Consider the following 24649-nt stretch of genomic DNA (forward strand, 5'->3'; position numbering starts at 1 on the left):
CCTCCGCCGCCTCCGGCCAAGCCGGCTGCGCGTCAGTTCGTGGTCTACTTCGACTGGGATCGCTCGGACCTGACGGCTGAAGCCCGTTCGGTGGTGACGCAAGCCGCCAACTACGCCAAGTCGGGCGCTCCGACCCGCGTCCTGATCGTCGGTTACACCGACACCTCGGGTTCGCCTGCCTACAACCTCGGCCTGTCCAACCGTCGTTCGCGCACCGTTGCGGACGCCCTGGTCGCCCAAGGCGTCAACGGCGGCGTGATCGCCCTCGACGGCAAGGGTGAAACCAACCTGGCCAAGCCGACGGCCGACGGCGTGCGTGAGCCGCTGAACCGTCGCGCCACCATCGACATCAACTTCTAAGGTTCAGAGGGATCGGTTTAGGCCGGTCCCGATGACCTCGAAGGTCGATAAGATTGAGGGCGGTCGATCCATTCGGGTCGACCGCCCTTTTTCTTTGTTCATGATCTGGCCGACGACTGACAAACGTCATACTCGGTCGGTATCTCGCTCCGATTGCATCAAGAGGATGAGCGCATGCGCGTCGCAATGATCGGCACCGGCTACGTCGGGCTTGTTTCCGGAGCCTGTTTCGCCGACTTCGGCCATGTCGTGACCTGCGTTGACAAGGATGCGGCCAAGATCGACCAGTTGAACGCCGGGCGTATGCCGATCTTTGAGCCGGGGCTTGAGGATCTGGTCGCCGCCAACGTCCGCGATGGGCGCCTGTCTTTTGCACTGGACGGGGCCGAAGCGATTCGCGCGGCGGACGCGGTCTTCATCGCAGTCGGCACGCCGTCACGACGCGGCGATGGTCACGCTGACCTGTCCTATGTCTATGCCGCCGCAGAAGAGATCGCCGACCTGATCAACGGCTTTACGGTCATCGTCACCAAGTCGACGGTTCCGGTCGGCACCGGCGACGAGATCGAGCGCATCATTCGCGCCCGCCGACCCGACGCGGATTTCGCCGTGGTCTCCAACCCGGAGTTTCTTCGCGAAGGCGCGGCCATTGGGGACTTCAAGCGCCCTGATCGCGTTGTCGTCGGCATCGAGGACGAACGGGCCCGCCCGGTCATGACCGAGCTCTACCGTCCGCTGAACCTCAACGAGACGCCGATCCTGTTCACCGGCCGTCGCACGTCGGAACTGACCAAGTACGCCGCCAACGCCTTCCTGGCGCTGAAGATCACCTTTATCAACGAGATGGCCGACCTGTGCGAGAGCCTGGGCGCCGACGTGCAGCAGGTGGCGCGCGGCATTGGCCTGGACAATCGCATCGGGTCCAAATTCCTGCACGCCGGACCGGGCTACGGCGGCTCCTGCTTCCCCAAGGACACCCTGGCCCTGGTGCGCACGGCGACCGACGCCGGATCGCCGCTGCGCTTGATCGAGACCACGGTCGAGGTCAATGACGCGCGCAAGAAGGCCATGGCGGATCGCGTTGCGCGGGCGCTGGGCGGCGCGGACCTGAAGGGCAAGACGGTCGCCCTATTGGGCCTGACCTTCAAGCCTAACACCGACGACATGCGTGACGCCCCGTCGCTGGACGTGGCGCCGGCCCTGATCGCCATGGGGGCGACGGTCCAGGCCTTTGATCCCGAGGGCATGCATGAGGCGGCCAAGATGTTGGACGGCGTCGTCTTCCGTGACGGCCCCTATGACGCGGTCGAGGGCGCCGATGTGGTGGTCATCATGACGGAGTGGGACCAGTTCCGGGCTCTGGATCTGGATCGTATCAAGCTGCTGCTGAAGCAGCCGGTCATGGTCGATCTGCGAAACGTCTATCGCCCCGAGGATATGAAGGCGCGCGGCTTCCGCTACAGCTCGATCGGTCGACCCGAGAGCGCTCGCTGAGCCCGAACGCAACAAAAAAGGGCGGCGCAGATGCGCCGCCCTTTGTCGTTCCAGCCGAAGCCAAAGCCGAAAATCAGCCCGTGAACGGACGGATCAGGATTTCGACGCGACGGTTCTTGGCCTTGCCCTCGGCCGTGTTGTTGTCGCCAATCGGGTTGCGCGCGCTGTTGCCGGCGACATAGAGGCGTTCGCGGATCACGCCGTTTTCCATCAGATAGGTGGCGACCGACGAGGCGCGGCGCTCCGACAGAGGCTGGTTGATGGCGTCGCCGCCCGAGGAATCGGTGTGGCCGATGACATCGATCATCGAACGATCATATTCCTTCAGCACGCGCGCTACATCAGCCAAGACGGGCAGGAAGCGGGTGTCGATTGAGGACTGGTTGGTGGCGAAGGTCACGTCGGACGGCATGCGCAGCACCAGGGTGTCGCCCTGACGCGCCACGCCGACGCCGGTGCCGGACAGTTCGGCTTCCAGCGAGCGCTGCTGACGATCCATGTACTGACCGACGCCTGCGCCTGCCAGGGCGCCGACGCCGGCGCCGATCAGGGCGTTCTTACGGCCCTGTTCGCCGTTCGAGGTGTTGGTCAGATAGCCCAGAAGGGCGCCGCCCAGGGCGCCGGCGATGGCGCCCGTGCCGGTGTTGTTGCGGTTCGGGGCCGTGCTGTAGGGATCGGTCGTGGTGCAGGCGGTCGCGCCCAGAAGGGCGGCAAGGCTGATGCTGGCGACGGCGAGTTTGGCGCGCATGAAATTAGTCTCTCGATTTGCAGGAACTGGGGACAGAACGCGGCGCTACAGTGAAGGTTCCGACCTGTATGTCGCGTGAACAGCCGCGACATCGGGGGTTCCGGTTGACCACCCGACGCGCCATGACCATTTGTAGTCCTACAGCCGGCGTCCTTGCCGCTTCAGGGAGGACGCGGACGGCTGAGGTCGCTTGTTTGCGAGGGCCCCATGACGACGCGCACCATCCTGTTTGACAGCCCCTTTCTGCTTGGGTTCGACCACACCCGCGCCCTGATCGACCGCGCGGCCAAGGCGGCGGCCGAGAGCTACCCCCCCTATAATGTCGAGCAGGTCGGCGAGGCGGCGGTGCGCATCAGTCTGGCTGTGGCCGGCTTTGCCCCGGAGGAACTGGCCATCACCCTGGAGGGCCGCCAGCTGACGATCGCCGGCAAGCGCGACGACGCCGGCAAGGGCGAACAGGCCTTCCTGCATCGCGGCATTGCGGCGCGCGGCTTTGTCCGCAGCTTCGTCCTGGCGGACGGGCTGGAGGTCGCTGAGGCGCGCCTCGAACACGGCCTGCTGCATGTGGACATGGTTCGTCCCGAGCAGGAGCGGCAGGTCCGCCGGATTCCCATCACGACGGGCTGAGCATGCCGTCGAACCGCCCGGCGCGCCGGGCGTTCAGTCAAGCGTAAGGAGGCGGTCCTATGACGCCGATGATGAACAAAAAAGACTTCGCCGGCCTCGGCGCCCCAGACCTCGTCTATGTGCGCGCGATCCGCGCTTCGGACGTGATGGCGGACGCCCACATCGAGGCTCCGGGCATCGAGATTGATCCCGAACAGATCCTCTATGCGGTTCACGGCGCCGACGGCGAACGGCTGGCGGTCATGCTGGACCGCGAGACGGCCTTCGCCGCCGCCGCCGCACACGAGCTGGAACCCGTCTCGGTTCATTGATTCAGGGCGCTACCGGGCTTCTTGGGGCGCTACCGGCCTCACGGCCTGCTTGAGCGCATTCCTTGTGCGCTATCGGCCGTTTCAACTTGAGTGCATCCTTGGCGCCCTACCGGCCAGTCAGCCTGCTTGAGCGGGTCTGCGCTATTGGCCTGTCTTCGTGCGCCGCGTGATCAGGCGGCCGCGACAGGGGCGTCCTTGACGAACAGGGCGCGGACGGCATCGACGCTGCGGGCCTGACGCAGGTGTTCGCGCAGGTGCGGCGAACGCATGGCGCGCGACACGGCCGCCAGGGCGCGCAGGTGTTCGGCGCCCGCGTTCAGCGGGGCGAAGAGGGCGAACAGCAGATCGACGGGGCGATCATCGAGCGATTCATAGGCCACCGGCGTTTCAAGCCGCACGAAGACGGCGCAGACGCGGTCCAGACCCGCAACCCGGGCGTGGGGCACGGCGACGCCGGACCCCAGTCCCGTCGAGCCCAGGGCTTCGCGCTCCAGCAGGGCGTCCAGCGCCCGGCCTTCATCGATGCCCAGGGCGATGGAAGCGGCCTCGGCCACCGTATGAAGCGCCTGGCGCTTGGATGAGACGCCGCCCCGCAGGACGATCCCGCCTGACGACAGCAAATCAGCGATGTCCATGATGACCCCGAAGCTCAAACCCGACATTGCGGAAGGGCGGGCGTCTTCTAGCGCCTTCGCCCTCCGCGTGGAAGCGCCTTACGATCCGGCGCCGTTTGTCGTCTTGAGCGTGCGCTCGGGATCGATCCAGCCGACGTTGCCGTCCGGGCGGCGATAGACGACCGCCAGACCGCCATGGGCGGCGTTGCGGAACATGACGATCGGATAGCCGGTCATGTCCAGTTCCAGCACCGCACGACCGACCGTGATGGTGCGGATTTCCGACTCGGTTTCGGCGATGACCATGCCCACGGGCGGGGGCTCATCGGGCGTTCCAGCCTCGCCGAAGGCGTCGTCCTCGACCGTGTCGGGATTGCGGAAGACGGTCATGGCGGCGACTTCACGCGCCGCGTCTTCGGTCTTCTCGGGCGACAGGCCCTTGGGACCGATGTGGTGGTCCTTCAGGCGGCGCTTGTAGCGACGAACCCGCTTCTCCAGCTTGTCCAGGCTGTCGGAGAAGGCGGCCTGGGCGTCGCCGCCGAAGCCCGTAGTCACCAGGCTCTGGCCTGAGGCCAGGCGGACCCAGCAGTCGACGCGGAAGCCGTGGCGGTCCTTGGACACCACGACCTCGGCGTCATCGCCGCCACGGGCGAAATACTTGCCGATTCCCTCTTCGAGTTCCTGGGAGATGCGCGAGCTTAGCGCTTCGCCGACATCCACTTGCTTGCCGCTGACTTGGATCTGCATAGGCATAGAACGCGACGGGTTGCGTTTGGTGTCAACGCCGATCACCGATTTGTGGTGACGCTTCGCCGCAGCGTGATCAGCCGGCCTTCATCAGGCGGCGTCTCTGGACAGAGGACGGAATTCTAAGGGCTTCCCGGTATTTGGCCACGGTGCGTCGGGCGATGTCGATGCCGGTTTCATTGAGGATCTCGACGATCCGGTCGTCGCTCAGCACGTCGCCGTCTGCGCCTTCGCTGTCGATCATGGCCTTGATCCGATGGCGGACGGCTTCGGCGGAGTGCAGGGCGCCGCCGTCCGACGACTGGATGGCGGCGGTGAAGAAGAATTTTAGCTCGAAAACCCCGCGCGGGGTCGAGACATACTTGTTCGATGTGACGCGGCTGACCGTCGATTCGTGCATGCCGATGGCGTCGGCCACGGTCTTCAGGTTCAGCGGGCGCAGGAACTCGACGCCGAAGGCCAAGAAGGCGTCCTGCTGGCGCACGATCTCGGAGCTGACCTTGAGGATGGTCTTGGCTCTCTGGTCCAGCGACTTGACCAGCCAGCTGGCCTGGGCGGCGCACTCGGCCACGAAGGTCTTTTCAGTTTCCGACCGGGCGCCCGCGGCGACCACGCCGTGATAGCGCTTGTCCATCAAGAGGCGGGGCAGGGTCTCGCTGTTCAGTTCGACGCGCCAGCCGCCCGCCGGGTCGGGACGGACATGGACGTCGGGCACGACCGTCTGGGCCGGCTCGCCGCCGAAGCCGGCGCCGGGACGCGGCGTCAGGCCCTTCAGCTCGGCGATCATCTCGTTCAGGTCTTCGCCATCGACGCCGCAGACCTTGCGGAGGGCGGGCAGGTCGCGCCGCGCCAGCAGCTCCAGATTGTCGAGCAGGGCTTCCATGGCCGGGTCGAAGCGGTTGCGTTCGACCAGTTGCAGCTTCAGGCATTCGGGGGCCGAGCGGGCCATGACCCCGGTCGGCTCGAAGCCGTGGCAGACGGCCAGGACCGCCTCGATTCGCGCCAGATCGACGCCCAGGCGGTCGGCGAATTCCTGAAGCTCGCCGCGCAGATAGCCGCCCTCGTCGGTGGCGTCGATCAGGGTCAGGGCGATGGCGTGTTCGGCGGGGCTGAATCCCGCGGACGAGGCCTGGGCCTGAAGATGCTCCCACAGGGTGGCGTCGCGCGTGTCGGGGCGCTCCATGTCCTCGCCGTCCATGCCGCCGCCGGCGCCGGCGCGCGACCAGTCGGACAGGCCGGGCTGTTCGCCTTCGCCCGCGTCGCGCTTGCGGTCGGCGTCGCGTTCGCCGGGGGCGTCGTCGTAGAGATCCTCGGTGCGCGCATCCATGGCGTGCTCGGCGTCGCCCGACGGCTCGGTGAACTGCAGTTCGCCGGCCTCGCCCGAGGCGGCGGCTTCCGCGGGTTCGGCAGGGCCGTCTCCGCCTTGGTCGCCCTCGTCGCGTTGCAACAGGGGGTTCTTTTCCAGCTCGGCCTCGACGTAGGCTTCCAGCTCGAGATTCGACAGTTGCAGCAGCTTGATCGCCTGCTGCAGCTGGGGCGTGATGACCAGCCCCTGACCCTGTCTGACCTCAAGCCTCTGACCGATCACGTCGTTTCAATCCCTCCCGCGAGCCTGTGGCCCGGTTCTTGCTGGGATCGTGAGGCAGAGAGTTTAACGTCGGGTGAGCGCCGCAGCCTATGGCCTGTGGCGCGTGGTCTGCGAGGCCGCGGCATTGCACCGCGCCAAGAAAAAAACAGTGCAATTGGTGCAATCGGCGGCGCGCGGGCGACGGCCAGGGATGCGTGGACGGCCGGGCTGAGCGGCGGTCTCGGCGTGGGGCGGGCGAAGGCGGCGGGGGACGATATCAAAGACCAGGACGCTGATCCTAGTCGATCCCGAAGCCCTGCGACCTATAGGGGCGCGAGCCGGCGTCCGTCCCTTGCCGGGCAAGGGATTGCGGGGACGGATTGTGATGCCCGAGGCGAGGCGGGCGCGCGATCCTCGGCGTCAGCCGAACATTTCGCCCAGATAGACGCGGCGGACCTCGGGGTCGCGAACGGCCTCGTCCGCCGTGCCTTCGAACAGGACCGAACCGGCCGAGATGATCGAGACGCGGTCGATGATGTCCAGGGTCTCGCGCACGTTGTGGTCGGTGATCAGCACGCCGATGCCCTGGCTGGACAGGTAGCCGATCACGTGACGGATGTCGGCGATGGCCAGGGGGTCGATGCCGGCGAAGGGTTCGTCCAGCAGCATGAAGCTGGGGCGGGCGGCCAGGGCGCGGGCGATCTCGACGCGGCGACGCTCGCCGCCCGACAGGCCGGTGGCCGGGGCCAGGCGCAGATGGTCGATGCGCAGCTCTTCCAGCAGGCGGGTCGTCTCGTCGCGGACGCCGGCGGCGGTCTTCTGATGCAGTTCGACCACGGCCTTGATGTTCTGCTCGACCGTCATGCCGCGGAAGATGGAGGCTTCCTGCGCCAGATAGCCCAGGCCCATGCGGGCGCGCTGGTACATGGGCTGCTGGGTGATCTCTTCGCCGTCCAGCCAGATCGAGCCGCTGTCGGCCGGGATCAGGCCAGTGATCATGTAGAAGCAGGTGGTCTTGCCCGCCCCGTTGGGACCGAGCAGGCCGCAGACCTCGCCGCGTTGGACGGTCAGGGACACGTCCTTGACCACCTGACGCTGGCCGAAGCTGCGGGCGATGTGCTCGACGCGCAGGCCGGTGTGGCGCGCCTCTTCAGCGGCGGGCGCGTCGTCGGCGTCCGCCTGATTGAGGTTGAGGGCTGAGAGTTCCTTGCGCGCCAAGCGGGGTCAGTTCCCTTGCGGATAGAAGACGCCCTGGACGCGGCCGTTTCCGCCTTCCATGCGGGCGCTCTCGGTGCGGACGTTATAGACGAGGCGGTTGCCGGTCAGGACGTTCTTGCCCTGGGTCAGGATGACGTCGCCCGTCACCACGACCTCGGCGTTGCCGAGGGTGTAGACGGCGCGGTCGCCGCGCATGCTCTGATCCGGGGTGACGAAATAGACGTTGCCGGTCGCTTCGACGCGGCTGAGGTCGCCGTTGGCGGTGACGCCGGTGATGGCGTCGGCGCGCAGGCGGTTGCCGCCCTGGGTCAGTTCGGCCCGACCGCGCAGGGAAAAGCCGTTGGGCGTGTATTCCCCGCCGTCGGCGCCGTACTGGACCGGCTGCTTGGAAGCGTCAGCACGGCTTTGCGCCCCTGATGCTGCGGGGACCGTCAGGGCTAGCAGCAGGGCGGCGCCTGCGATCATGGTGTTCGACTTGGACATGGTCATTTGCCGGATCCCGCGGGGTTGATGGTCCCGCTTATCTTGTTGTCGCCCTGGCCGCTGAAGACGACCCGCTGGCCTTGATCATAGATGGCATAGGACGAAGCGTTTATGGTTCCAAGAGGGCCTTGCCCCTGTACGCCCTTGTCGCCTGTCACCACGCCGGTGTTGGTGTCGACCACGGCTTCCGGCGTGGTCAGGACGAAGCCGGAGCCGCCGTCCGAAATCTTCACGTTCGGCCCGATCACCACCTTGCGGCCGGTCTCGATATAGGTGCCGCCGTCGGCGGTCAGTTCCGTCACCTTGCGTCCGCCGAGGTTCAGCTTCAGCAGGGGGCCGACCAGGCGGAAATGGCCGGTGGCCGGGTCGCGGATCGCCCCCTTGGCCCCGAGGACGAAGGAGCGCCCTTGCGCGTCCTGGCCGTGGAACATGGGGTTGTCGAGGCGGATTTCGCGACTTTCGCTGGCCTTGCGTTCGACCCCCGACATGACGGTGCGGAACACCGTCCAGGTCAGCGCCCCGCCCGCCAGCACCAGGATGACGATGGGCAGGAGGCGGCGATACAGCTTGACCCGGCGTGAGCGCGCACGCCAGCGCTCGCCGGCCTGGGCGACCCGGGCCTCGTCGGCGCGCTTGCGCGCTTCCTGGGCGTCGCGGTCGCTCATGCTGGTCCTCAGGCGTGCGCGAAGATGTCGATCTCGTCCCAACCGGCCAGGTCGAGACGCGAGCGCGTGGGCAGGAAGTCGAAGCAGGCGCGGGCCAGCTCGGCGCGGCCTTCGCGCTCCAGCATGGCGTCCAGCTTGGCCTTGATGGCGTGCAGATAGAGGACGTCCGATGCGGCGTAGTCCAGTTGGGCCTGGGACAGGACCGGCGAACCCCAGTCCGAGCTCTGCTGGGCCTTGGACATGTCCACGCCGGCCAGTTCGCGCGCCACGTCCTTCAGACCGTGACGGTCGGTATAGGTGCGGGCCAGCTTGGAGGCGATCTTGGTGCAATAGACCGGGCGGGTCTCGACGCCGAGGTGCAGGTCGAACATGCCGATGTCGAAGCGGCCGAAGTGGAAGAGCTTCAGCACCTTGGGATCGGCCAGAAGCCGCTTCAGGTTGGGGCAGTCATAGTCGGGGCGGCTCAGCCGCACGACATGGGCGTCGCCGTCGCCCGAAGACAGTTGCACCACGCACAGCGGATCGCGGCGGAAGCGCAGGCCCATGGTCTCGGAATCGATCGCAACCTCGGGGCCGAGGTCGAGGCCGTCGGGCAGGTCGCCTTCGTGCAGGTAAACGGTCATGCTCAGAAACTCGGGTGGTCGATCAGGGCGACAACATAGACGAACCGCGCGCTATCGCTAGGACGCAGCGCCAACCTTCGCCTTTATGGATGATGAAAGCAGGACTGAAATGACAAACGGCGCCGTATCCGTGGGATACGACGCCGCTTGAGAATGTGGTGCCCAGGAGAGGACTCGAACCTCCACGGCCGTTAAGCCACTGGCACCTGAAGCCAGCGCGTCTACCAATTCCGCCACCTGGGCCCGGTGGGTCGCCCCGCCGAGGCCCGGACTAATAGGGGGGACCTCGGGGCCGGTCAACAGGCTTTTTTCCGATCTCGGAAAAAACTGCACTGTTGACCAAACTCACGTGAAATCAGCGTTCTATCACGCCAGCCAGACCATCATCCGCGTGTCGGCGATCTCGCCGCGCGCCCGGCTGAAGGCGCGGCGGGTCTCGCCCGTATAGAGGAAGCCGGCCTTTTCCAGCACGCGGCCGGAGGCGGGGTTGTCGGCGAAGTGGCCGGCCATCAGGGCGCGGCGTTTCCAGCGCTTGGAGGCCCAGACCAGGGCACCTTCGAGGGCCTCGGTGGCGAAACCACGGCCCCAGAAGTCGCGACCGATCCAGTAGCCGGTCTCGGGCACCTTATCCTCGTTCTCGAACAGGCCGATGACGCCGACCGGCCCCAGGTCCTCGTGCTCGATGACGAAGGTGTTGGCGCGCTTGGGGTCCTGGGCGGCGACGTGCAGGACGAAGTCCTCGGCGTCTTCCACCTGGAAGGGGTGGGGCATGCGCTGGGTCATGCGCGCGATGTCGCGGTCGTTGGCCATGGCCGCGATACGGCTGACGTCCTGGGCGCCGGGCGCACGCAGGATGAGACGCCGGGTTTCGACGACGGGAGAGGTTTCAATCACGCACATGGGTCACGCCCCTTTGGTGCGACCGCCGTCCTTGTTCATCAGGGCTCGGGCGGTCAGCGAGGCGGGGAAACGCAAACGGGGAGCCTGGTGATCCAGACTCCCCGCGGAATATTTCCCTGGTCCGGATCGCGGCTTCTAAGAGCAACGCGATCCCGGATTTTGGTCCAGTTCGCGTTACTCGGCGGCCATAGCCTGAGCGTCGTCGTTGGCCGCGGCGAGAATCGACACGTAACAACGGCCACCACGTTTGGTGGTGAACTTCACAGCGCCGGTCGCCGTGGCGAACAGGGTGTGGTCGCGGCCCAGGCCGACGTTGTCGCCCGGGTGGAAGGTGGTGCCGCGCTGACGCACGAGGATGTTGCCGGCCAGCACGTGCTCGCCGCCATACTTCTTCACGCCGAGGCGCTTGGAGTGAGAGTCGCGACCGTTACGCGACGAACCGCCGGATTTCTTATGAGCCATCTTGCTGCTCCTCTTCTTGGGGCGCTACCGGCCATTCGGCCTATTTGAGCGCACCCTGACGATCTGGTCTGGCGCTGATCCAGCGCCGGCGAATAGCTTAGGCTTCGGCGCCTTCAGCCTTGGCGGCTTTCTTGGCGGGAGCCTTCTTGGCCGGAGCAGCCTCGGCTTCAACAGCTTCGACGCGCGGGGCGAGGCCACGGGCGCGAGCGTTGATTTCAGCCTTGGTCATCAGGTCGACCGTGCCGTCCCATTTGGCTTTCTCGCCGGCGCCTTCGATGCCGGTGATGCGCAGGACGGTTTCCATCTGACGATGGCCGTTCGTGCGGCGATAGCCCTGACGACGGGTCTTCTTGAAGATCTTGATCTTCTCGCCCTTGCGGGTTTCGACCAGGGTTGCAGCAACCGCCGCACCGTCGATCAGCGGAGCGCCGACCGTCACACCCTTGTCGCCGCCCAGCATGAGGACTTCACCGAAATTGACGGCAGCGCCAGCGTCGCCGTCGAGTTTCTCGACAACAATCACATCGCCCGGTTGGACCCGGTACTGCTTTCCGCCGGTCTTGATCACCGCGTACATTTGGAAGCCTCAGCGTGAACGCAAAAAAGAATGCGCCCGTCAGGAAACCCTGCGGGCGAAGAGCGGCGACATATACGGAAGGGCGAGCCAGAGTCAACGCGAAAGGGCGGCCTTCGGGGCTAAAACCCGTGCGCAGGCGGCGTTGCAGCGGCGATGTGGCCTGATTTGTCGCTGTTTCGCAATAGGAAGAACGCCCGCGTAAGAGAGGGGATTTGCGGCGGATTCGTTCAATCGGGCTCTCGACCGTTACAAAGTAACAGTATAAAGGGGCCGGAATGTCCCCGCCCGATCTCCAGCAGCCCGTCCTGATTTCCCTGCTGGGCGGGGGATTCGTCGCGGCCTTCCTGCATGCGGCCATGCCGACCCACTGGCTGCCCTTTGTTCTGGTGGGCCGGGCGCAGCGGTGGAGCCTGATGCGGGTCATGACTGTCGCGGTGACGGCGGGGCTGGCCCACATCGCCTCCACGGCCCTGGTCGGCTCGCTGATCGTGGCGGCGGGGCTGGCGTTGAACGCCTGGATCGGCGGCCTGCTGCCCCACCTGTCGGCGGCCCTGCTGTTTATCTTCGGCGCCTTCTATCTGGCGCGGGCCTCCTTGCAGAAGCCGATCACGGCGACGGGGCCTGAGGCCGAGGTTCCCGAGCCCGCCGTGTCGGACCGCGCCGCCTTCTGGGGGCTGGTGCTGATGATGGCGGTGACGCCGGGCGAGGTGCTGCTGCCCATCTATCTGTCGTCGGCGACCGAGGGCGTCACGGCCCTGGGCCTGCTGACCCTCAGCTTCGCGGCGGGGACGGTGCTGGGCATGACCTTGCTGTCCGCCCTGGCCAGCGCCGGATACTCCATCCTGCGGCTGGAGCGCTGGGCGCGCTATGAGGGCGCCATTCTCGGGATCTCCCTGATCGTCATCGGCTTGCTGGTGATGACCCATCAGCACTAGGTCCGATCCCTGGGCTGCTGATAGGTTATATATTTACATTCAATGACTTATGTTCGTTGTCGTTGACGCGGAGCGGCGGGCGGGCCTACAGGGGTTGCATGGCGCACGATCACGCACACGACCACGATCATTCCCACGCAGGGCATTCCCAGGCGGGGCACGCTCATGCGGGCCACGACCATTCGGGTCATGACCATGGCCACGGCCATTCGCACGGCATCGGCGGGCATCATCATGGGCCGGTGGATACGGGCGATTGGCGCTACGCCGTCGGTCTGATCGTCAACCTGGCCTTTGTGGTCTGCGAGTTCGGGGCCGGGGTCTGGGCCGATTCAGCGGCGCTGATGGCCGATGCGGGCCACAACCTGTCCGATGTTCTGGGGCTGGCCATGGCCGGCGGGGCGGCCTGGCTGGCGCGGCGCGCGGCGGGGCCGAAGCGCACCTACGGCTTTGGCAAGGCGACGGTGCTGGCGGCCCTGGGCAACGCCCTGCTGCTGATCTTCGCCTGTGGCGCCATCGCCTTTGAGGCCGTGCGGCGGCTGGCCGAGCCTGCGCCCGTCCAGTCCAGCGTCATCATGGTGGTGGCGGGCATCGGCTTCGTCATCAATCTGGGCACGGCCCTGCTGTTCATGAAGGACCAGCACAAGGACCTGAACGTGCGCGGGGCCTATCTGCACATGATGGCCGACGCCGCCGTGTCGCTGGGCGTGGTCATCGCCGGGGCGGTCATCCTGTTGACTGGATGGGCCGTGATCGACGCCCTGGTCAGCCTGGCCATCGTCGCCGTCATCATGATCGGGACCTGGGGTCTGCTGAAGGATTCGGTCAATCTGGCGCTGGACGCCGCGCCGAGCGGCGTCGAGGTGGCCGAGGTCCGCGCCGCCTTCCTGGCTCTGCCGGGCGTCAGCGCGGTGCACGACCTGCACATCTGGGGCCTGTCGACCACGGACACGGCCCTGACGGCGCATCTGGTCCACGACCGGCCCGACGCCGACGCGCTTCTGATTGAAGCACAGGCCGTGGCCCGCAGCCGCTTTGGCGTCAGCCACACGACCTTCCAGTTGGAAAGCGGCGCCTTGCCGGACTGCCCAACCTGCTGAGCTCACGCTTTCCTCCCCATTCCATGGGGAGGTGGCGCGGCGGCGAAGCCGACGTGACGGAGGGGGCGACTCCCCGTCAGCCTCTGCGCCGCCCCCTCCACCGCTACGCGGTCCCCCTCCCCACAAGTGGGGAGGAAAGCGCGCACCCTTTTCTTTCTTCTCTTGAAGCTCCATCTAGCCGCCCATGACCCAGAAGACTCCCGTCACCGTCCTCACCGGCTACCTCGGCGCCGGCAAGACCACCCTGTTGAACCGCATCCTCACCGAGGACCACGGCAAGCGTTACGCCGTCATCGTCAACGAGTTCGGCGAGATTGGCATCGACAACGACCTGGTGGTCGGCGCCGACGAGGACGTGTTCGAGATGAACAACGGCTGCGTCTGCTGCACGGTGCGCGGCGACCTGATCCGCGTCGTCTCGGGCCTGATGAAGCGCCAGCGCCCCGGCAAGCCGGCCTTTGACGCCATCATCGTCGAGACGACCGGCCTGGCCGATCCCGGCCCGGTGGCCCAGACCTTCTTCGTCGACGAGGAGGTCAAGGCCAAGACCCAGCTGGACAGCGTCACCGCCCTGGTCGACGCCAAGCACGTCATGGCGCGCCTGGATGATTCCAAGGAAGCGCGCGAGCAGGTGGCGTTTGCCGACCGCATCATCCTGAACAAGGTCGATCTGGCGACGGACGAGGAACTGGCCGCGGTCGAGCGCCGTCTGCGCGCCCTGAACCCGCTGGCGCCCATTATTCGCGCCGAGCGCGCCAATGTGCCGCTGGATCAGATCCTGGGCCTGCATGGCTTTGATCTGGAACGCATCGTCGAGGTCCGCCCCGACTTCGTGAACCCGCCGCACGGCGCCGAAGGCCACGTCCACGACGCCGACTGCGGACATGACCATGATCACGACCACGTCCATGACGAGCACTGCGGCCATGACCACGACCATGGACATGATCACGATCATCACGACCACGGCCCGCGCGGTCACGCCCACAACGACGACATCAAGGGCATCTCGCTGACGCTGGATCGCCCGCTGAACGGCGCCAAGTTCACCGCCTGGCTGGACAAGCTGCTGGGCGAGCAGGGGCAGAACATCCTGCGCGCCAAGGGCATCATCGACGTGGACGGTGAAGACCGGCGTCTGGTCTTCCAGGCTGTGCACATGATCCTGGAAGGCGACTTGCAGAAGCCCTGGGGCGACAAGGAACGCCGCTGGAGCCGCGCCGTCTTCATCGGCCGCGATCTCAATGAAGCCGAACTGAAGGCCGGTTTCGAGGCCTGCGCAGCATGAACCCGCCCCCTCGCGCGCGAGTCGAGGCCAAGGTGATCTACGGCACGCCCGAGTTCGAGATCGTCAAGGGCGGCGACCATGTGGTCTGCGCCGTCTCGGGCGCGGTCATCCCGCTGGACATGCTCAACTACTGGAGCGTGGAGTTGCAGGAAGCCTACGCCTCGGGCGCGCTGATGACCCAGCGCTGGGTCGAGACGCATAAGTAAGCTGTCGTTCTGAAACTGCCGTCATCCCCGCGAAGGCTGGGATACAGACGTCAGGAGCCTATGCTGGTTCGCATTTCAGAGGCGCAACCTCTGCCCGTTCTTGCCGCCTGGGTCCCCGCCTTCGCGGGGATGACGGCTAGAGGGTGGGCTGGCCCGCCAGCCAGTCCGTCATCACCTTCGCCAGCGCCTGCGGCTGTTCCAGCGGGATCATGTGGCCGCTGTCGGGGATGTGAACCAGGGTCGAGCCGGCGATGCCTCGGTGCAGTTCCTCGGCCTCATCCGGACCGCGCAGGCGGTCGGCGTCGGCGGCGATGATCAGGGTCGGCTGGGCGATCTCGTTCAGTCGGCCCAGGTCGCCGGCGCGGGTCATGGCTGACTGGCGATGGAAGACCTCGCCGCCCAGCCTCAGGCCCATGTCGCGGACGCGCGCGATCATGGCCTCATCGGTCGCCAGATCGGGATGAAGCGACGAGACGATGGCCGGGCGGCTCAGGCCCTTGAAGGCCTTCGGTGCGGCCTTCAGGGCGGAGCGGCGCTGGCGGATCAGCTCTTCGGTGTCGCCGCGCGCCGAAGTGGCGATCAGGATGAGGGCGCTGACCCGCTCCGGCGCGATCCGCGCCAGTTCGCGCGCCACATAGCCGCCCATGGAAAAGCCGACGGCGACGAAGCGGTCAGGCGCGTCGCTGAGGAGGGCGGCGGCCATGGTCTCGATGTCCTCGCCCCGGCTCAGGTCGGTGGCGACCAGAGGCCCGAACGGGGCCAGATCGTCGGTCATGGCGTCCCACAGAGTGGCGTCGGCCATGAAGCCGGGAATTAGCAGCAGGGTCATGGGCCGCTCTATAGGCCCGAAGCGCGACAGACGCGACGCGGGGCGCTATGAGGCGCGTCTGACTTTTCTCTCTGCCTGCGAGCCGACATGACGACCTTCTCCTTCGACGCCCAGGTCACCGCCGCCCTGTTCGACAAGACGGGCGCGATCTTCGCCCTGGGCGACGGTTCGGTGCGGTTCGAGAACGGCGCCCGCAGCGAGGTCCATGACGGCGCCATCCTGTGCGCCGCCGTCCACCCCTCGGGCGAGGGCGTCGTCACCGGCGGCGACGACGGCAAGGTGGTGTGGAGCCGCGAGGGCGAGGCCATGCTGCTGGCCACCGCCAAGGGGCAGTGGATCGACTCCATCGCCGCCTCGGCGGCTTCAGGCCTGATCGCCTTCTCGGCGGGGCGCACCCTGTCGGTGATCGACGTGAAGGATGTCGCCTTCCGCCGCGACTTTCAGCACGAGCGCACCGTATCCGGCGTGGCCTTCGACCCCAAGGGACGGCGCATCGCCACCGCCACCTATGGCGGGGCGGCCCTGTGGTACGCGCGCATCGAGCAGCAGCAGCCGGTCAAGCTGGCCTGGGCCGGGTCGCACCTGGCGGTGGCCTTCTCGCCCGACGGCGCCTTCGTCGTCACCTCGATGCAGGACGCGCAACTGCACGGCTGGCGGCTGAAGGATCAGAAGAACATGCGCATGGGCGGCTATCCGACCAAGGTGAAGAGCTTCGCCTTCATGGCCAAGGGCCAGCTGCTGGCGACTTCGGGCGCGCAGGGCGTGGTGTTGTGGCCCTTCATCGGCGCCAATGGCCCGATGGGGCGCGAGGCGACCGAGATCGGCTTTGACGAGACGACCCTGATCGCCCACGTCGCCGCCGCCGAACAGCATGGGCGACTGGCCGCGGGTCTGGACGACGGCCGCGTCTGGTGGGCCGATCCGGCGGGGCAGGGGCTGGCCTTCATCAAGGAAGACAAGGGCGCGCCCATCGTCGCCCTGGCCATGAGCGCGGGTTCGGCCCGCATTGCCTGGGCCGACGAAGACGGTCAGGCGGGCGTGGTCTCGCTGTAATCTCGCTTGCGCTGACGCTTGAGCCCGGCAGGATGGCGGCATGATCCGTGCGAAGACCCGCAAGCGGCGCCCGCTGCTGATCCTGCTGCTGATCCTGGCCCTGATCCCGATCGGCGGAGTGGTGCTGCATCGCTTCGTGCCGCCGCTGTTCACCGTCCTGATGGTCCAGCAGGCGGCGGCGGGTCACGGCATGGACTATCGCTGGCGCTCGCTGGACCATATCTCGCCGCGTCTGGTCGAGGCGGTGATCGCCGCCGAGGACGCCCGCTTCTGTCAGCACCACGGCTTTGACGTCGAGGCCATCCAGAAGGCGATGGAGGCCAATGAGCGGGCCGAGCAGCGCGGCTCGGACAAGCGGCGCGGCGCCTCGACCATCAGTCAGCAGACCGCCAAGAACGTCTTCCTCTGGCCCAGCCGCGACTGGGTCCGCAAGGGTCTGGAGGTCGGCTACACGGGTCTGATCGAGGCCGTCTGGGGCAAGCGGCGGATCATGGAGATGTATCTGAACGTCGCCGAATGGGCGCCGGGCGTCTATGGCGCCGAGGCCGCCTCGCGTCACTGGTTCAACAAGAACGCCGAGAACCTGACGGCGCGCGAGGCCGCCCGCCTGGCCGCCATCCTGCCCAGCCCGCGCCGCTATCGGGCCGCCGATCCCGGCCCCTATGTCCGCCGTCAGGCCAGTCGCATCCAGGCCGCCATGGGCACGGTGCGTCAGCAGGGGCTGGACGCCTGCGTTGATCGCTAGAGCCTGATGTTCGCTCTAAGGCGGCGTTAACCGTCGCCGTAGAGGCATCTTTTAACCGAAATCCGTCACGGTTCGCCGAAATGCGGACCTGCGTCCGCCGACGATTCCAGGTGGGGCCGACACGGTGAAGAACGGTTTGAGCCGACTGACGGGTGCGACGCGTCGTTTCGCGGCGGGCTTCATGGCAGGCACGCGCGGCAATGTGGCGATGATGTTCGCCCTGGCCCTGCCGGTGCTGCTGATGATCACCCTGGGCGCCATCGACATCCACCAGGCGTCAAAGGTCAGGGCCAATCTACAGGACGCGCTGGACGCCGCCGCCCTGGCCGCCGCCCGGACCCCGTTCACCGAAGACGCTGATCTCAACAATGCGGGCCTGGCCGCTCTGAAGGCCAATATGCCTTCCTATTTCGAGACGGACGAGAACGGCCAGCTGCTTCGGGACACCGCGAACTTCAGGCTGGATGGAAACACCATCATCGCCACGGCGAAGGTTCAGGTGAAGGTGCTGGTCGCCAACATCGTCCTGCCGCCCTACGGGACGCTGATGGATGATCGTCTGCCGGTCGGCAGCTCCTCTGAAGTGTTGCGCGCGTCGCGCAACGTCGAGGTTGCGCTGGTGCTGGATACGACCGGATCGATGGAGGACAGCATTGACGACTTGCATGCCGCCGCCCTGGAACTGGTTAAGATCGTGGTGCAGGATCAGCAAGAGCCCTTTTATTCCAAGGTAGCGCTCGCGCCCTACGCATGGGCAGTCAAGCTGGACGCCGACGACACGGCGCCGCACGGGACGCTGGCCAACGCCGCGCGCGGTTCCCTCAGGAAGGGGAGGCCGATCTCGGGAGCCAGCTGGCTGGAGGATGCGAAAGCCATTACCTCGGTCACCCGCGCCAATCCGGCGGAGATTCGCTCTAACGGCCATGGGCTGGTCAGCGGCGACAGGGTCCGAATCAACGATGTGAAAAACATCACCTCCTTGAACGGCAAGGTCTATCGGGTCACCAAGAGGGACGACAATAGGTTCACGCTAGACGGCGCCAGCACGAGCGGGTCGAAGGATGGGAGTGGCGGGACGTTCCAGAAATGCATCCTCTCGGATTGCTCTATTGTGATGACTTCTGAAAATCACGGACTTTCGGACGGAGAATACGTCTACATCAATGACCTGAAAGGTCTCGGTCGTCGTAGTTCAAGCTATACAAATATAAATAACAACCATTTCATTTCAAAGCGAGTTGACGCAAATCGGTTTGCTGTCGGTGCGGCTGGATATAATTACTACGATTATACGAGCGATGGGACCGCCTACTGCGCCTCACGCGGATGCGAGTATTTCGTTTTCAACAACACAAACGGTGGAATGACACGCCTCCCCGCCACCAACTGCGTCAGTGAGAGAACGGGGCGTGAAGCCTATACCGACGCGGCGCCGAGCGCCGCTTATGTCGGCCGGGTGTATTCGACGACCTGCAGTTCCGAGCCGATCCTGGGGCTCACCAGCAGTCGTGATGATTTGACGACCCGCATCAATTCGCTCAAGCCCGACGGCAATACGGCGGGTCAGATCGGCATCGGCTGGGGCTGGTATCTGGTTTCGCCCAATTTCGGTTCGATCTTCTCGGGTGACGCTCGGCCTGCGCCCTATGATCCGTTCAAGACGCTGAAGGCGGTGGTGATCATGACGGACGGAGAGTTCAATGCGCCCTACTGCCAGGATGTGGCGGCCAACACGGGCGGGCGCTCGAACAGTCGCATCAACTGCTCTGCCACCAATGGCGAGCCGTTCGCGCAGTCAGAGAAGATGTGCGCGGCCATGAAGGACGCAGGCGTCATCGTCTACACTGTCGGCTTCAATCTTGGGTCCAGCCGCGGCAGGCTGGGTATTGTCGACACTGCCGCCGATGTGATGGAGGTTTGCGCCACGTCCAAGGACAAGCATTTCTTCCTGGCCAACAGCGGCACAGATCTGAAGGACGCTTTCCAGGCCATTGGCCGCGACATCACCCGGCTGCGCATCGCACGCTGACGCGGCGACGGGCGGACCAGCAAAAAAGGGCCGGCGGATCGCTCCGTCGGCCCTTTCCTTGTTCTGGGGATGCGTCTTCCGCCTAGATCAGGCGGATCTCCTTCAGGCGCTCCATCAGGAAGTCCTCGGCCAGGATGGTCTTGCCGGCATAGCGGTCCGGGTTTTCCGGGGTAATGGTCGAGGGCAGGGTCTCGATCGGGAAGTCCGGGTTGAAGTGCAGGAAGAAGGGCGTCGAGTAGCGGGCGAAGCCGCGACGCTCAGGCGCGGGATTGACCACGCGGTGCGTCGTCGACGGCAGGACGTGGTTGACCAGGCGTTGCAGCATGTCGCCGATGTTGACCACCAGGGCGCCCGGCGGCGGGGCGATGTCCAGCCATTCGCCGTCGGCGTCCTTCAACTGCAGCCCGGCTTCTTCGGCCCCCAGCAGCAGGGTGATGACGTTGATGTCCTCATGGGCGCCGGCGCGCACGCCCGGCGCATCGGCGGGGACGGGCGGATAGTGCAGCATGCGAAGGACGCTGTTGCCCAGTTGGACCTTGTCCTCGAAATAGTCGTCGCCCAGCTTCATGTAGCGGGCGATGGCCTTGAGGATCTTGCGGCCCAGCTGATCCAGGGCCTCGAACATCCCATAGAGGTGGGCCTGGAAGCCCTCGATCTCGGTCGGCCAGACGTTGTCGCGCATATATTGGCGATAGGGATGGCCCTCGGGCAGTTCGCGGCCGACGTGCCAGAACTCCTTCAGGTCCACGGCGGCGGCGCCCTTGGCGGCTTCGACGCCGAAGGGGGTCAGGCCGCGTGCGCCGCCCGTGCCGGGCTGGTGATACTGGCGCTTCACCTCTTCGGGCAGGGCGAAGAAGGCCTTGGCGTCGGCGAGGGCGGCGTCAATGGTCGCCTGGTCCAGACCGTGGTCGGCGATGACGGCGAAGCCATAGCGGGCGAACGAGGCGCCGAGGGCGTCGGAGAAGGCCTGGAAGTCGGCGTCATAGCCCTGCATCGACACGGGGACGATGGCGCGGGTCTTGGTCTTGTCCTCGGCGGAGGAGGCGGCCAGCGGGGCCGGGGATTGCGATGAGCTCACGGGCGATGGTGCCTCTGAATGGAAATATGGCGGCTTCCATACGCCCTATCCTCGAAAAAGGGCAGTCCGGCGCCGCTCGGCCCTCGGCGGCCTCAGGCGCAGATCGGCGTCTCGCGGTTGTAGCGGGGCCAGATGACGGTCGTGCCGCTGCGGATCATGGCGCAGTTCACCTCTGTCCCCTCCGGCGTCCAGCAGATGGCGGTGACGCGGTCGTAGCTGCGGCCGGTGGTGCGGCAGGCCAGGTCACGGCCCTCGGTCAGACGCTTCAGCATCCGGGTGGCCGAAACGGCCGAGGCGGCGGGGCAGGGGTGGCCGGGCGAGCAAGTCTCGTCCTTCTCGCGCGCCGCGACCGCGTGCAGGCGGATGCGGGCGCCGTCCTGGCATCTCAGGCTGTCGCCGTCGTGGACATAGGCGACCCGGCACTTCAGGTCGGCCTCGGCGGGCGCAGGAGCGGGGGCCTGTCGGTCCTCGGACGCGCCGCCGTTCAGCCACACGGCCAGCAGCACGATCAGGACAAGGGCGGCGGCGAAGGTCTGGAAACGCATAGGGACGCCGGGACTAGGGGGCGTCGGTTGATAGGGCGTCACCGGGCGCTGAAATGGACAAAGGCCCCGCGGGGGTTCCGCGAGGCCTTTGATGGTGGAGCTTAGCGGAGTCGAACCGCTGACCTCTTGCATGCCATGCAAGCGCTCTACCAACTGAGCTAAAGCCCCGCGCCTTGCGGCTTGGGTATGGACCGGCGGACCGGGGTAGAATGGACGAAGGCCCCGCGGGATTCCGCGAGGCCTTCGATGGTGGAGCTTAGCGGAGTCGAACCGCTGACCTCTTGCATGCCATGCAAGCGCTCTACCAACTGAGCTAAAGCCCCGAACCTTTCGGTCGGCCTCGCCGGAGATTGTGGTCCCCAGCGAGGGGCGGAAACTATGTCAGGCCTTTTGAGAGATCAAGCCGCTCTGACAACTTTTTTTCCGCTTATTTTTCCGACCGTTGGTCGTCGAGCCTGATCGGTTGAGGCGGAAGCGCGGCGCGCTTCCTCCGATGCCGTGAATCAGGCTCGCTGCATTATGCTGGAGCGAAAGATCTGGGTCTGGACGCGCAGCGCCCAGACCGATTTCGCTCTAGTCGTCGTCGCGCGACGGCTTGACGATGTCGTCGTCGAGGCTGTCGTCGTCTTCGTCCTCGATGAAGGGCACCGAGTCGTCATCGTCGTCGGCCAGGGCGTCTTCGTCGTCGCCGTCAGCGGCGCCCATGCCGGCGTCGTCGGCGCTGGGCTCAGCGTCGTCGTCGTCGTCGGGGGTCAGGATCGGCTCGTGGCCTTCCTCGTCGATTTCGGGGGTCGAGGGTTCGCTCTCCTCGTCCTCGTCATCGGCGTCCTTCGCCTTGTCGACCACTTGATCCTCGGCCTCGTCGTCCGCGGCGAAGCCGGGGCCGGTGCGGCCGCGAACGCGGCGGTTGCGCAGAGCTTCCTCAAGCGGATCGAACTCGGCGTCGCACTTGGGGCAGTGCGCCGGACGGCGGTTCAGGTCGTAGAATTTGGCCTGGCAGTTCGGGCAGACCTGCTTTTGGCCCAGTTCGGGTTTGGCCACGGGATTACCTTCGGCAGGAGTTGAATTTCGGAATTAGGCCGGCTCCCTTGCCACCCAAGGGGGCCGCTGTCAAAAGCCTTCTTCTCCGCGCCAGCGCGGCGTTTCCTGAACAATCGGAGTTTTTGGCCAGGTGACTGCCCCTTCGACCCTGACTGCGCGTCCCGTTTCCGTTTCTTTACAGGGCGCCATCCGCGCTCCGGGCGACAAATCCATGTCGCACCGCTCGCTCATCTTCGGCGGCATGGCCGAAGGCGTGACCGAGATCGAGGGCCTGCTGGAAGGCGACGACATCCTGGCTACGGCGCGGGCGGTCGAGGCCTTTGGCGCGACCGTCGAACAGCTGGGCGAGGGTCGCTGGCGGGTGACAGGCAACGGCGGCTTTGGCAGCCCCGGCGTCGTGATCGACTGCGGCAACGCGGGGACCGGCGTGCGTCTGCTGATGGGGGCCGCCGCCGGCTTTGATCTGAGCGCGACCTTCGACGGCGACGCCTCGCTGAGAAAGCGGCCGATGAAGCGCGTCACCGGGCCCCTGGCCGACATGGGCGCGCGCTTCGACTGGAACGGCGCCGAGGATCGTGTGCCCCTGACCCTGCACGGCGGCGGTCTGAAGGGTATCGAGTATGTGCAGACCGTGGCCTCGGCCCAGATCAAGTCGGCCATCCTGCTGGCCGGGCTGAACGCGACCGGCGACACCGTCGTGGTCGAGCCGGAAAAGAGCCGCGACCATACCGAGCGGATGCTGCGCGCCTTCGGGGCGACGGTGGACGTAACCGAGGAGGGCGAGGGCTGGCGCATTCGCCTCAAGGGCGGGCAGAAACTGACCGGAACCGCCGTGGCCGTGCCGGGCGATCCGTCGTCGGCGGCCTTCCCCCTGGCGGCGGCCCTGATCGTTCCGGGTTCGGAAGTGACTGTCGAGGGCGTCATGCTGAACCCGCTACGCACCGGCCTGTTCGACACCTGGATCGAGATGGGCGCCGACCTGACCATCTCCAACCGTCGCGTCAGCGGGGGCGAGGACGTCGGCGACATTACCGTCCGCTATTCGGCGCTCAAGGGCGTGACGGTGCCGGAAGACCGCGCCGCCTCGATGATCGACGAATACCCGATCCTGTCGGCGGTCGCCGCCTATGCCCAGGGCCGCACCGTCATGCGCGGCATAGGCGAGATGCGGGTCAAGGAAAGCGACCGCATCGCCCTTATGGTCGCCGGACTGACCGCCTGCGGCGTTGCGGTGGAGGAAGAAGCCGAGGGCTTCATCGTCACTGGTGGTCAGGTGAAGGGCGGCGCGACCATCGCCACCGCCCATGATCACCGCATCGCCATGAGCCACCTGATCCTCGGTCTGGCCGCCGAAGCGCCGGTCTCGGTGCTGGACCCGGAAATGATCGCCACCAGCTTCCCCGGCTTCGTCGCGCTGATGAACGGGCTGGGCGCGGACATCGGCGACGGCCGTGGCTGAGGCGCGAAAGAAGTCCGGGCTTTGGTCCTGGCTTCAGTTCGTCCTCGCCGCCGGCTTCATGGGCTGGTGCAGCTTTGAGGGCGCGCGCTTCCTGTGGCGCAGCTGGCAGGTGGGAATCCTGCTGCACGGCAAGGGGCCGGACGTCGCCCTCAGTGACAAGCCGCTTGTCTTCTGGGGCCTGAGCGGCTTCTACGGGGTCTCGGTTCTGGTCGGGGGCGGCTTCGCGGTCTTCTGCCTGCTGATCGCCCTTCGTGACGTGACAAGAAAGACAAACTCCTGACCCAAGCGCTCGTCATCGCCGTCGACGGCCCCGCCGCCTCGGGCAAGGGCACCATCGCCGCGCGTCTGGCGGCCCATTACGGCCTGCCTCATCTGGATACCGGCCTGCTGTATCGCGCCGTCGGTCTGGCGGTGCTGGACGCGGGGCAGGACCTGGGCGACGCCGCGGCGGCCGAAGCGGCGGCCCGCTCGCTGGATCTTGGCGGCCTGTCGGACAATCCGCGCCTGACCGAGCGGGACGCCGGCGAAGCGGCCAGTCGGGTCGCCAGCCATCCGGGCGTGCGCGCCGCCCTGCTGAAGCTGCAACAGGACTTCGCCGGCCAGCCCGGCGGCGCCGTTCTGGACGGACGCGACATCGGCACGGTGATCGCCCCGGAAGCCGCAGCCAAGCTCTATGTCACCGCCACGCCCGAGGTCCGCGCTGAGCGGCGCTGGAAGCAGCTGACGGCGCGGGGGCAGGAGATCGCCTTCGCCGACATGCTGGAGGACATCCGCCGTCGCGACGCTCGGGATTCGGGTCGGGATTCCGCCCCCATGGTCCAGGCCGACGACGCGGTCTTGCTGGACACGACCGATCTGGGTATAGAAGCGGCCTTCGATGCGGCCCGCCGTATCGTCGAGGCGGCGCGCGTCCGACATGGTCTTTAGGGATCGACGGACAAATCC

29 protein-coding genes and 3 tRNA genes are annotated in these 24649 nt (G+C 66.5%); 14 read left to right on the plus strand and 18 right to left on the minus strand.

Annotated elements, in window-relative coordinates:
- A partial coding sequence (locus HX774_RS03760) for an OmpA family protein (RefSeq protein WP_178824371.1) occupies nucleotides 1-360 on the plus strand: 360 nt, incomplete at its 5' end.
- A gap of 174 nt (nucleotides 361-534) precedes the next feature.
- Nucleotides 535-1854: a UDP-glucose/GDP-mannose dehydrogenase family protein gene (locus HX774_RS03765; protein ID WP_178824372.1), complete on the plus strand. Its 1320-nt coding sequence runs from the start codon at nucleotides 535-537 to the stop codon at nucleotides 1852-1854.
- 73 nt (nucleotides 1855-1927) lie between these two features.
- Here the strand turns inward: HX774_RS03765 and HX774_RS03770 are convergent, their stop codons facing one another.
- Nucleotides 1928-2602, minus strand: a complete 675-nt coding sequence (locus tag HX774_RS03770; RefSeq protein WP_178824373.1) for an OmpA family protein — start codon at nucleotides 2600-2602, stop codon at nucleotides 1928-1930.
- 207 nt (nucleotides 2603-2809) lie between these two features.
- Here HX774_RS03770 and HX774_RS03775 point away from each other — a divergent pair, with 207 nt between their 5' ends.
- Both HX774_RS03775 and HX774_RS03780 read left to right on the plus strand, forming a co-directional pair.
- Nucleotides 2810-3229 (plus strand): Hsp20 family protein, encoded by a 420-nt coding sequence (locus HX774_RS03775; RefSeq protein ID WP_114815922.1) that lies wholly within the window; start codon nucleotides 2810-2812, stop codon nucleotides 3227-3229.
- Between the two features lie 59 nt (nucleotides 3230-3288).
- Nucleotides 3289-3540, plus strand: a complete 252-nt coding sequence (locus HX774_RS03780) for a DUF1150 family protein (protein ID WP_114815921.1) — start codon at nucleotides 3289-3291, stop codon at nucleotides 3538-3540.
- A 170-nt stretch (nucleotides 3541-3710) separates the two neighbouring features.
- Here HX774_RS03780 and HX774_RS03785 read toward each other — a convergent pair whose 3' ends face one another.
- The 11 genes from HX774_RS03785 to rplU all read right to left on the minus strand — a co-directional run bounded on the left by HX774_RS03785 (nucleotide 3711) and on the right by rplU (nucleotide 11396).
- Entirely contained in the window at nucleotides 3711-4175 is a 465-nt protein-coding gene (locus tag HX774_RS03785; RefSeq protein ID WP_178824374.1) for a PTS sugar transporter subunit IIA, read from the minus strand.
- A gap of 78 nt (nucleotides 4176-4253) precedes the next feature.
- Nucleotides 4254-4901 carry a ribosome hibernation-promoting factor, HPF/YfiA family gene (gene hpf / locus HX774_RS03790; RefSeq protein WP_178824375.1) on the minus strand — a complete coding sequence of 216 codons (648 nt, stop codon included), beginning with the start codon at nucleotides 4899-4901 and terminating at the stop codon, nucleotides 4254-4256.
- Between the two features lie 76 nt (nucleotides 4902-4977).
- Nucleotides 4978-6489 carry an RNA polymerase factor sigma-54 gene (rpoN, locus tag HX774_RS03795; protein WP_178824376.1) on the minus strand — a complete coding sequence of 504 codons (1512 nt, stop codon included), beginning with the start codon at nucleotides 6487-6489 and terminating at the stop codon, nucleotides 4978-4980.
- A gap of 399 nt (nucleotides 6490-6888) precedes the next feature.
- On the minus strand, nucleotides 6889-7686 hold the full coding sequence (gene lptB, locus HX774_RS03800; protein WP_178824377.1) for an LPS export ABC transporter ATP-binding protein: 798 nt from the start codon (nucleotides 7684-7686) through the stop codon (nucleotides 6889-6891).
- A gap of 6 nt (nucleotides 7687-7692) precedes the next feature.
- Entirely contained in the window at nucleotides 7693-8175 is a 483-nt protein-coding gene (locus tag HX774_RS03805) for an LptA/OstA family protein (RefSeq protein WP_178824378.1), read from the minus strand.
- A complete protein-coding gene (lptC, locus tag HX774_RS03810) occupies nucleotides 8172-8834 on the minus strand; it encodes an LPS export ABC transporter periplasmic protein LptC (RefSeq protein WP_178824379.1) in 663 nt (220 codons plus the stop codon). The genes HX774_RS03805 and lptC overlap by 4 nt, the downstream gene beginning before the upstream one ends.
- Nucleotides 8835-8842: 8 nt before the next feature.
- The gene (locus HX774_RS03815) at nucleotides 8843-9457 is read right to left on the minus strand and encodes a ribonuclease D (protein WP_114815915.1); all 615 of its coding nucleotides are present in this window, start codon (nucleotides 9455-9457) and stop codon (nucleotides 8843-8845) included.
- Nucleotides 9458-9613: 156 nt separating this feature from the next.
- Nucleotides 9614-9700 (minus strand) — tRNA-Leu (locus tag HX774_RS03820).
- Nucleotides 9701-9823: 123 nt separating this feature from the next.
- Nucleotides 9824-10357, minus strand: coding sequence for a GNAT family N-acetyltransferase (locus HX774_RS03825; protein WP_178824380.1), 534 nt, complete (start codon nucleotides 10355-10357; stop codon nucleotides 9824-9826).
- Nucleotides 10358-10531: 174 nt separating this feature from the next.
- Nucleotides 10532-10819 carry a 50S ribosomal protein L27 gene (gene rpmA / locus HX774_RS03830; protein ID WP_114815913.1) on the minus strand — a complete coding sequence of 96 codons (288 nt, stop codon included), beginning with the start codon at nucleotides 10817-10819 and terminating at the stop codon, nucleotides 10532-10534.
- A 97-nt stretch (nucleotides 10820-10916) separates the two neighbouring features.
- On the minus strand, nucleotides 10917-11396 hold the full coding sequence (gene rplU / locus HX774_RS03835) for a 50S ribosomal protein L21 (protein WP_178824381.1): 480 nt from the start codon (nucleotides 11394-11396) through the stop codon (nucleotides 10917-10919).
- A 275-nt stretch (nucleotides 11397-11671) separates the two neighbouring features.
- Between rplU and HX774_RS03840 the strand changes: the two genes are divergently transcribed.
- The 4 genes from HX774_RS03840 (at nucleotide 11672) to HX774_RS03855 (ending at nucleotide 14925) form a co-directional block, all read left to right on the plus strand.
- Nucleotides 11672-12331: a hypothetical protein gene (locus tag HX774_RS03840; protein WP_178824382.1), complete on the plus strand. Its 660-nt coding sequence runs from the start codon at nucleotides 11672-11674 to the stop codon at nucleotides 12329-12331.
- A 98-nt stretch (nucleotides 12332-12429) separates the two neighbouring features.
- Nucleotides 12430-13431, plus strand: a complete 1002-nt coding sequence (locus tag HX774_RS03845) for a cation diffusion facilitator family transporter (RefSeq protein WP_178824383.1) — start codon at nucleotides 12430-12432, stop codon at nucleotides 13429-13431.
- A 184-nt stretch (nucleotides 13432-13615) separates the two neighbouring features.
- Entirely contained in the window at nucleotides 13616-14719 is a 1104-nt protein-coding gene (locus tag HX774_RS03850; RefSeq protein WP_178824384.1) for a GTP-binding protein, read from the plus strand.
- Nucleotides 14716-14925, plus strand: coding sequence for a DUF2093 domain-containing protein (locus HX774_RS03855; protein WP_178824386.1), 210 nt, complete (start codon nucleotides 14716-14718; stop codon nucleotides 14923-14925). The genes HX774_RS03850 and HX774_RS03855 overlap by 4 nt, the downstream gene beginning before the upstream one ends.
- A 136-nt stretch (nucleotides 14926-15061) precedes the next feature.
- On the opposite strand, the gene HX774_RS03860 is transcribed toward HX774_RS03855, so the two are convergent.
- Entirely contained in the window at nucleotides 15062-15754 is a 693-nt protein-coding gene (locus HX774_RS03860) for an alpha/beta fold hydrolase (RefSeq protein ID WP_178824388.1), read from the minus strand.
- Between the two features lie 87 nt (nucleotides 15755-15841).
- Here HX774_RS03860 and HX774_RS03865 point away from each other — a divergent pair, with 87 nt between their 5' ends.
- From HX774_RS03865 to HX774_RS03875, 3 genes are all read left to right on the plus strand, one after another.
- Entirely contained in the window at nucleotides 15842-16807 is a 966-nt protein-coding gene (locus tag HX774_RS03865; RefSeq protein ID WP_178824390.1) for a WD40 repeat domain-containing protein, read from the plus strand.
- Between the two features lie 40 nt (nucleotides 16808-16847).
- Complete coding sequence (mtgA, locus tag HX774_RS03870; protein WP_178824392.1) at nucleotides 16848-17552, plus strand: monofunctional biosynthetic peptidoglycan transglycosylase; 705 nt, start codon at nucleotides 16848-16850, stop codon at nucleotides 17550-17552.
- Between the two features lie 136 nt (nucleotides 17553-17688).
- The gene (locus HX774_RS03875) at nucleotides 17689-19581 is read left to right on the plus strand and encodes a TadE/TadG family type IV pilus assembly protein (RefSeq protein WP_178824394.1); all 1893 of its coding nucleotides are present in this window, start codon (nucleotides 17689-17691) and stop codon (nucleotides 19579-19581) included.
- A gap of 82 nt (nucleotides 19582-19663) precedes the next feature.
- On the opposite strand, the gene HX774_RS03880 is transcribed toward HX774_RS03875, so the two are convergent.
- From HX774_RS03880 to HX774_RS03900, 5 genes are all read right to left on the minus strand, one after another.
- Nucleotides 19664-20575, minus strand: a complete 912-nt coding sequence (locus tag HX774_RS03880) for an isopenicillin N synthase family oxygenase (protein WP_178824413.1) — start codon at nucleotides 20573-20575, stop codon at nucleotides 19664-19666.
- A gap of 176 nt (nucleotides 20576-20751) precedes the next feature.
- On the minus strand, nucleotides 20752-21204 hold the full coding sequence (locus tag HX774_RS03885) for a thermonuclease family protein (protein WP_178824396.1): 453 nt from the start codon (nucleotides 21202-21204) through the stop codon (nucleotides 20752-20754).
- A 92-nt stretch (nucleotides 21205-21296) separates the two neighbouring features.
- Nucleotides 21297-21372 (minus strand) — tRNA-Ala (locus HX774_RS03890).
- A 79-nt stretch (nucleotides 21373-21451) separates the two neighbouring features.
- A tRNA-Ala gene (locus HX774_RS03895) sits at nucleotides 21452-21527 on the minus strand.
- Between the two features lie 250 nt (nucleotides 21528-21777).
- Nucleotides 21778-22245 (minus strand): TIGR02300 family protein, encoded by a 468-nt coding sequence (locus HX774_RS03900; RefSeq protein ID WP_114815902.1) that lies wholly within the window; start codon nucleotides 22243-22245, stop codon nucleotides 21778-21780.
- Between the two features lie 148 nt (nucleotides 22246-22393).
- Between HX774_RS03900 and aroA the strand changes: the two genes are divergently transcribed.
- Genes aroA through cmk form a run of 3 tightly spaced genes read left to right on the plus strand, consistent with a single transcriptional unit; the run spans nucleotide 22394 to nucleotide 24631 of the window.
- Nucleotides 22394-23704 (plus strand): 3-phosphoshikimate 1-carboxyvinyltransferase, encoded by a 1311-nt coding sequence (gene aroA / locus HX774_RS03905; RefSeq protein ID WP_218650259.1) that lies wholly within the window; start codon nucleotides 22394-22396, stop codon nucleotides 23702-23704.
- Complete coding sequence (locus HX774_RS03910; protein WP_178824399.1) at nucleotides 23697-23984, plus strand: hypothetical protein; 288 nt, start codon at nucleotides 23697-23699, stop codon at nucleotides 23982-23984. The genes aroA and HX774_RS03910 overlap by 8 nt, the downstream gene beginning before the upstream one ends.
- On the plus strand, nucleotides 23981-24631 hold the full coding sequence (gene cmk, locus HX774_RS03915; RefSeq protein ID WP_178824415.1) for a (d)CMP kinase: 651 nt from the start codon (nucleotides 23981-23983) through the stop codon (nucleotides 24629-24631). Before HX774_RS03910 ends, cmk begins: the two co-directional genes overlap by 4 nt.
- Nucleotides 24632-24649 lie beyond the last annotated feature (18 nt).

The sequence above is a fragment of the Brevundimonas sp. P7753 genome (assembly GCF_013386595.1).
GTDB lineage: Bacteria > Pseudomonadota > Alphaproteobacteria > Caulobacterales > Caulobacteraceae > Brevundimonas > Brevundimonas bullata.

Excerpts from the sequence above, each read along its gene's own strand:
- HX774_RS03880 (WP_178824413.1), bottom strand. The coding sequence starts at position 20,575 with ATGCAGGGCTATGACGCCGACTTCCAGGCCTTCTCCGACGCCCTCGGC.
- lptC (WP_178824379.1), bottom strand. The coding sequence starts at position 8,834 with ATGAGCGACCGCGACGCCCAGGAAGCGCGCAAGCGCGCCGACGAGGCC.
- rplU (WP_178824381.1), bottom strand. The coding sequence starts at position 11,396 with ATGTACGCGGTGATCAAGACCGGCGGAAAGCAGTACCGGGTCCAACCG.
- HX774_RS03780 (WP_114815921.1), top strand. The coding sequence starts at position 3,289 with ATGACGCCGATGATGAACAAAAAAGACTTCGCCGGCCTCGGCGCCCCA.
- rpmA (WP_114815913.1), bottom strand. The coding sequence starts at position 10,819 with ATGGCTCATAAGAAATCCGGCGGTTCGTCGCGTAACGGTCGCGACTCT.
- hpf (WP_178824375.1), bottom strand. The coding sequence starts at position 4,901 with ATGCAGATCCAAGTCAGCGGCAAGCAAGTGGATGTCGGCGAAGCGCTA.
- HX774_RS03860 (WP_178824388.1), bottom strand. The coding sequence starts at position 15,754 with ATGACCCTGCTGCTAATTCCCGGCTTCATGGCCGACGCCACTCTGTGG.
- HX774_RS03825 (WP_178824380.1), bottom strand. The coding sequence starts at position 10,357 with ATGTGCGTGATTGAAACCTCTCCCGTCGTCGAAACCCGGCGTCTCATC.
- HX774_RS03885 (WP_178824396.1), bottom strand. The coding sequence starts at position 21,204 with ATGCGTTTCCAGACCTTCGCCGCCGCCCTTGTCCTGATCGTGCTGCTG.
- HX774_RS03785 (WP_178824374.1), bottom strand. The coding sequence starts at position 4,175 with ATGGACATCGCTGATTTGCTGTCGTCAGGCGGGATCGTCCTGCGGGGC.
- HX774_RS03815 (WP_114815915.1), bottom strand. The coding sequence starts at position 9,457 with ATGACCGTTTACCTGCACGAAGGCGACCTGCCCGACGGCCTCGACCTC.
- mtgA (WP_178824392.1), top strand. The coding sequence starts at position 16,848 with ATGATCCGTGCGAAGACCCGCAAGCGGCGCCCGCTGCTGATCCTGCTG.
- HX774_RS03775 (WP_114815922.1), top strand. The coding sequence starts at position 2,810 with ATGACGACGCGCACCATCCTGTTTGACAGCCCCTTTCTGCTTGGGTTC.
- HX774_RS03855 (WP_178824386.1), top strand. The coding sequence starts at position 14,716 with ATGAACCCGCCCCCTCGCGCGCGAGTCGAGGCCAAGGTGATCTACGGC.
- HX774_RS03865 (WP_178824390.1), top strand. The coding sequence starts at position 15,842 with ATGACGACCTTCTCCTTCGACGCCCAGGTCACCGCCGCCCTGTTCGAC.
- HX774_RS03845 (WP_178824383.1), top strand. The coding sequence starts at position 12,430 with ATGGCGCACGATCACGCACACGACCACGATCATTCCCACGCAGGGCAT.
- HX774_RS03850 (WP_178824384.1), top strand. The coding sequence starts at position 13,616 with ATGACCCAGAAGACTCCCGTCACCGTCCTCACCGGCTACCTCGGCGCC.
- HX774_RS03840 (WP_178824382.1), top strand. The coding sequence starts at position 11,672 with ATGTCCCCGCCCGATCTCCAGCAGCCCGTCCTGATTTCCCTGCTGGGC.
- HX774_RS03765 (WP_178824372.1), top strand. The coding sequence starts at position 535 with ATGCGCGTCGCAATGATCGGCACCGGCTACGTCGGGCTTGTTTCCGGA.
- HX774_RS03805 (WP_178824378.1), bottom strand. The coding sequence starts at position 8,175 with ATGACCATGTCCAAGTCGAACACCATGATCGCAGGCGCCGCCCTGCTG.
- HX774_RS03770 (WP_178824373.1), bottom strand. The coding sequence starts at position 2,602 with ATGCGCGCCAAACTCGCCGTCGCCAGCATCAGCCTTGCCGCCCTTCTG.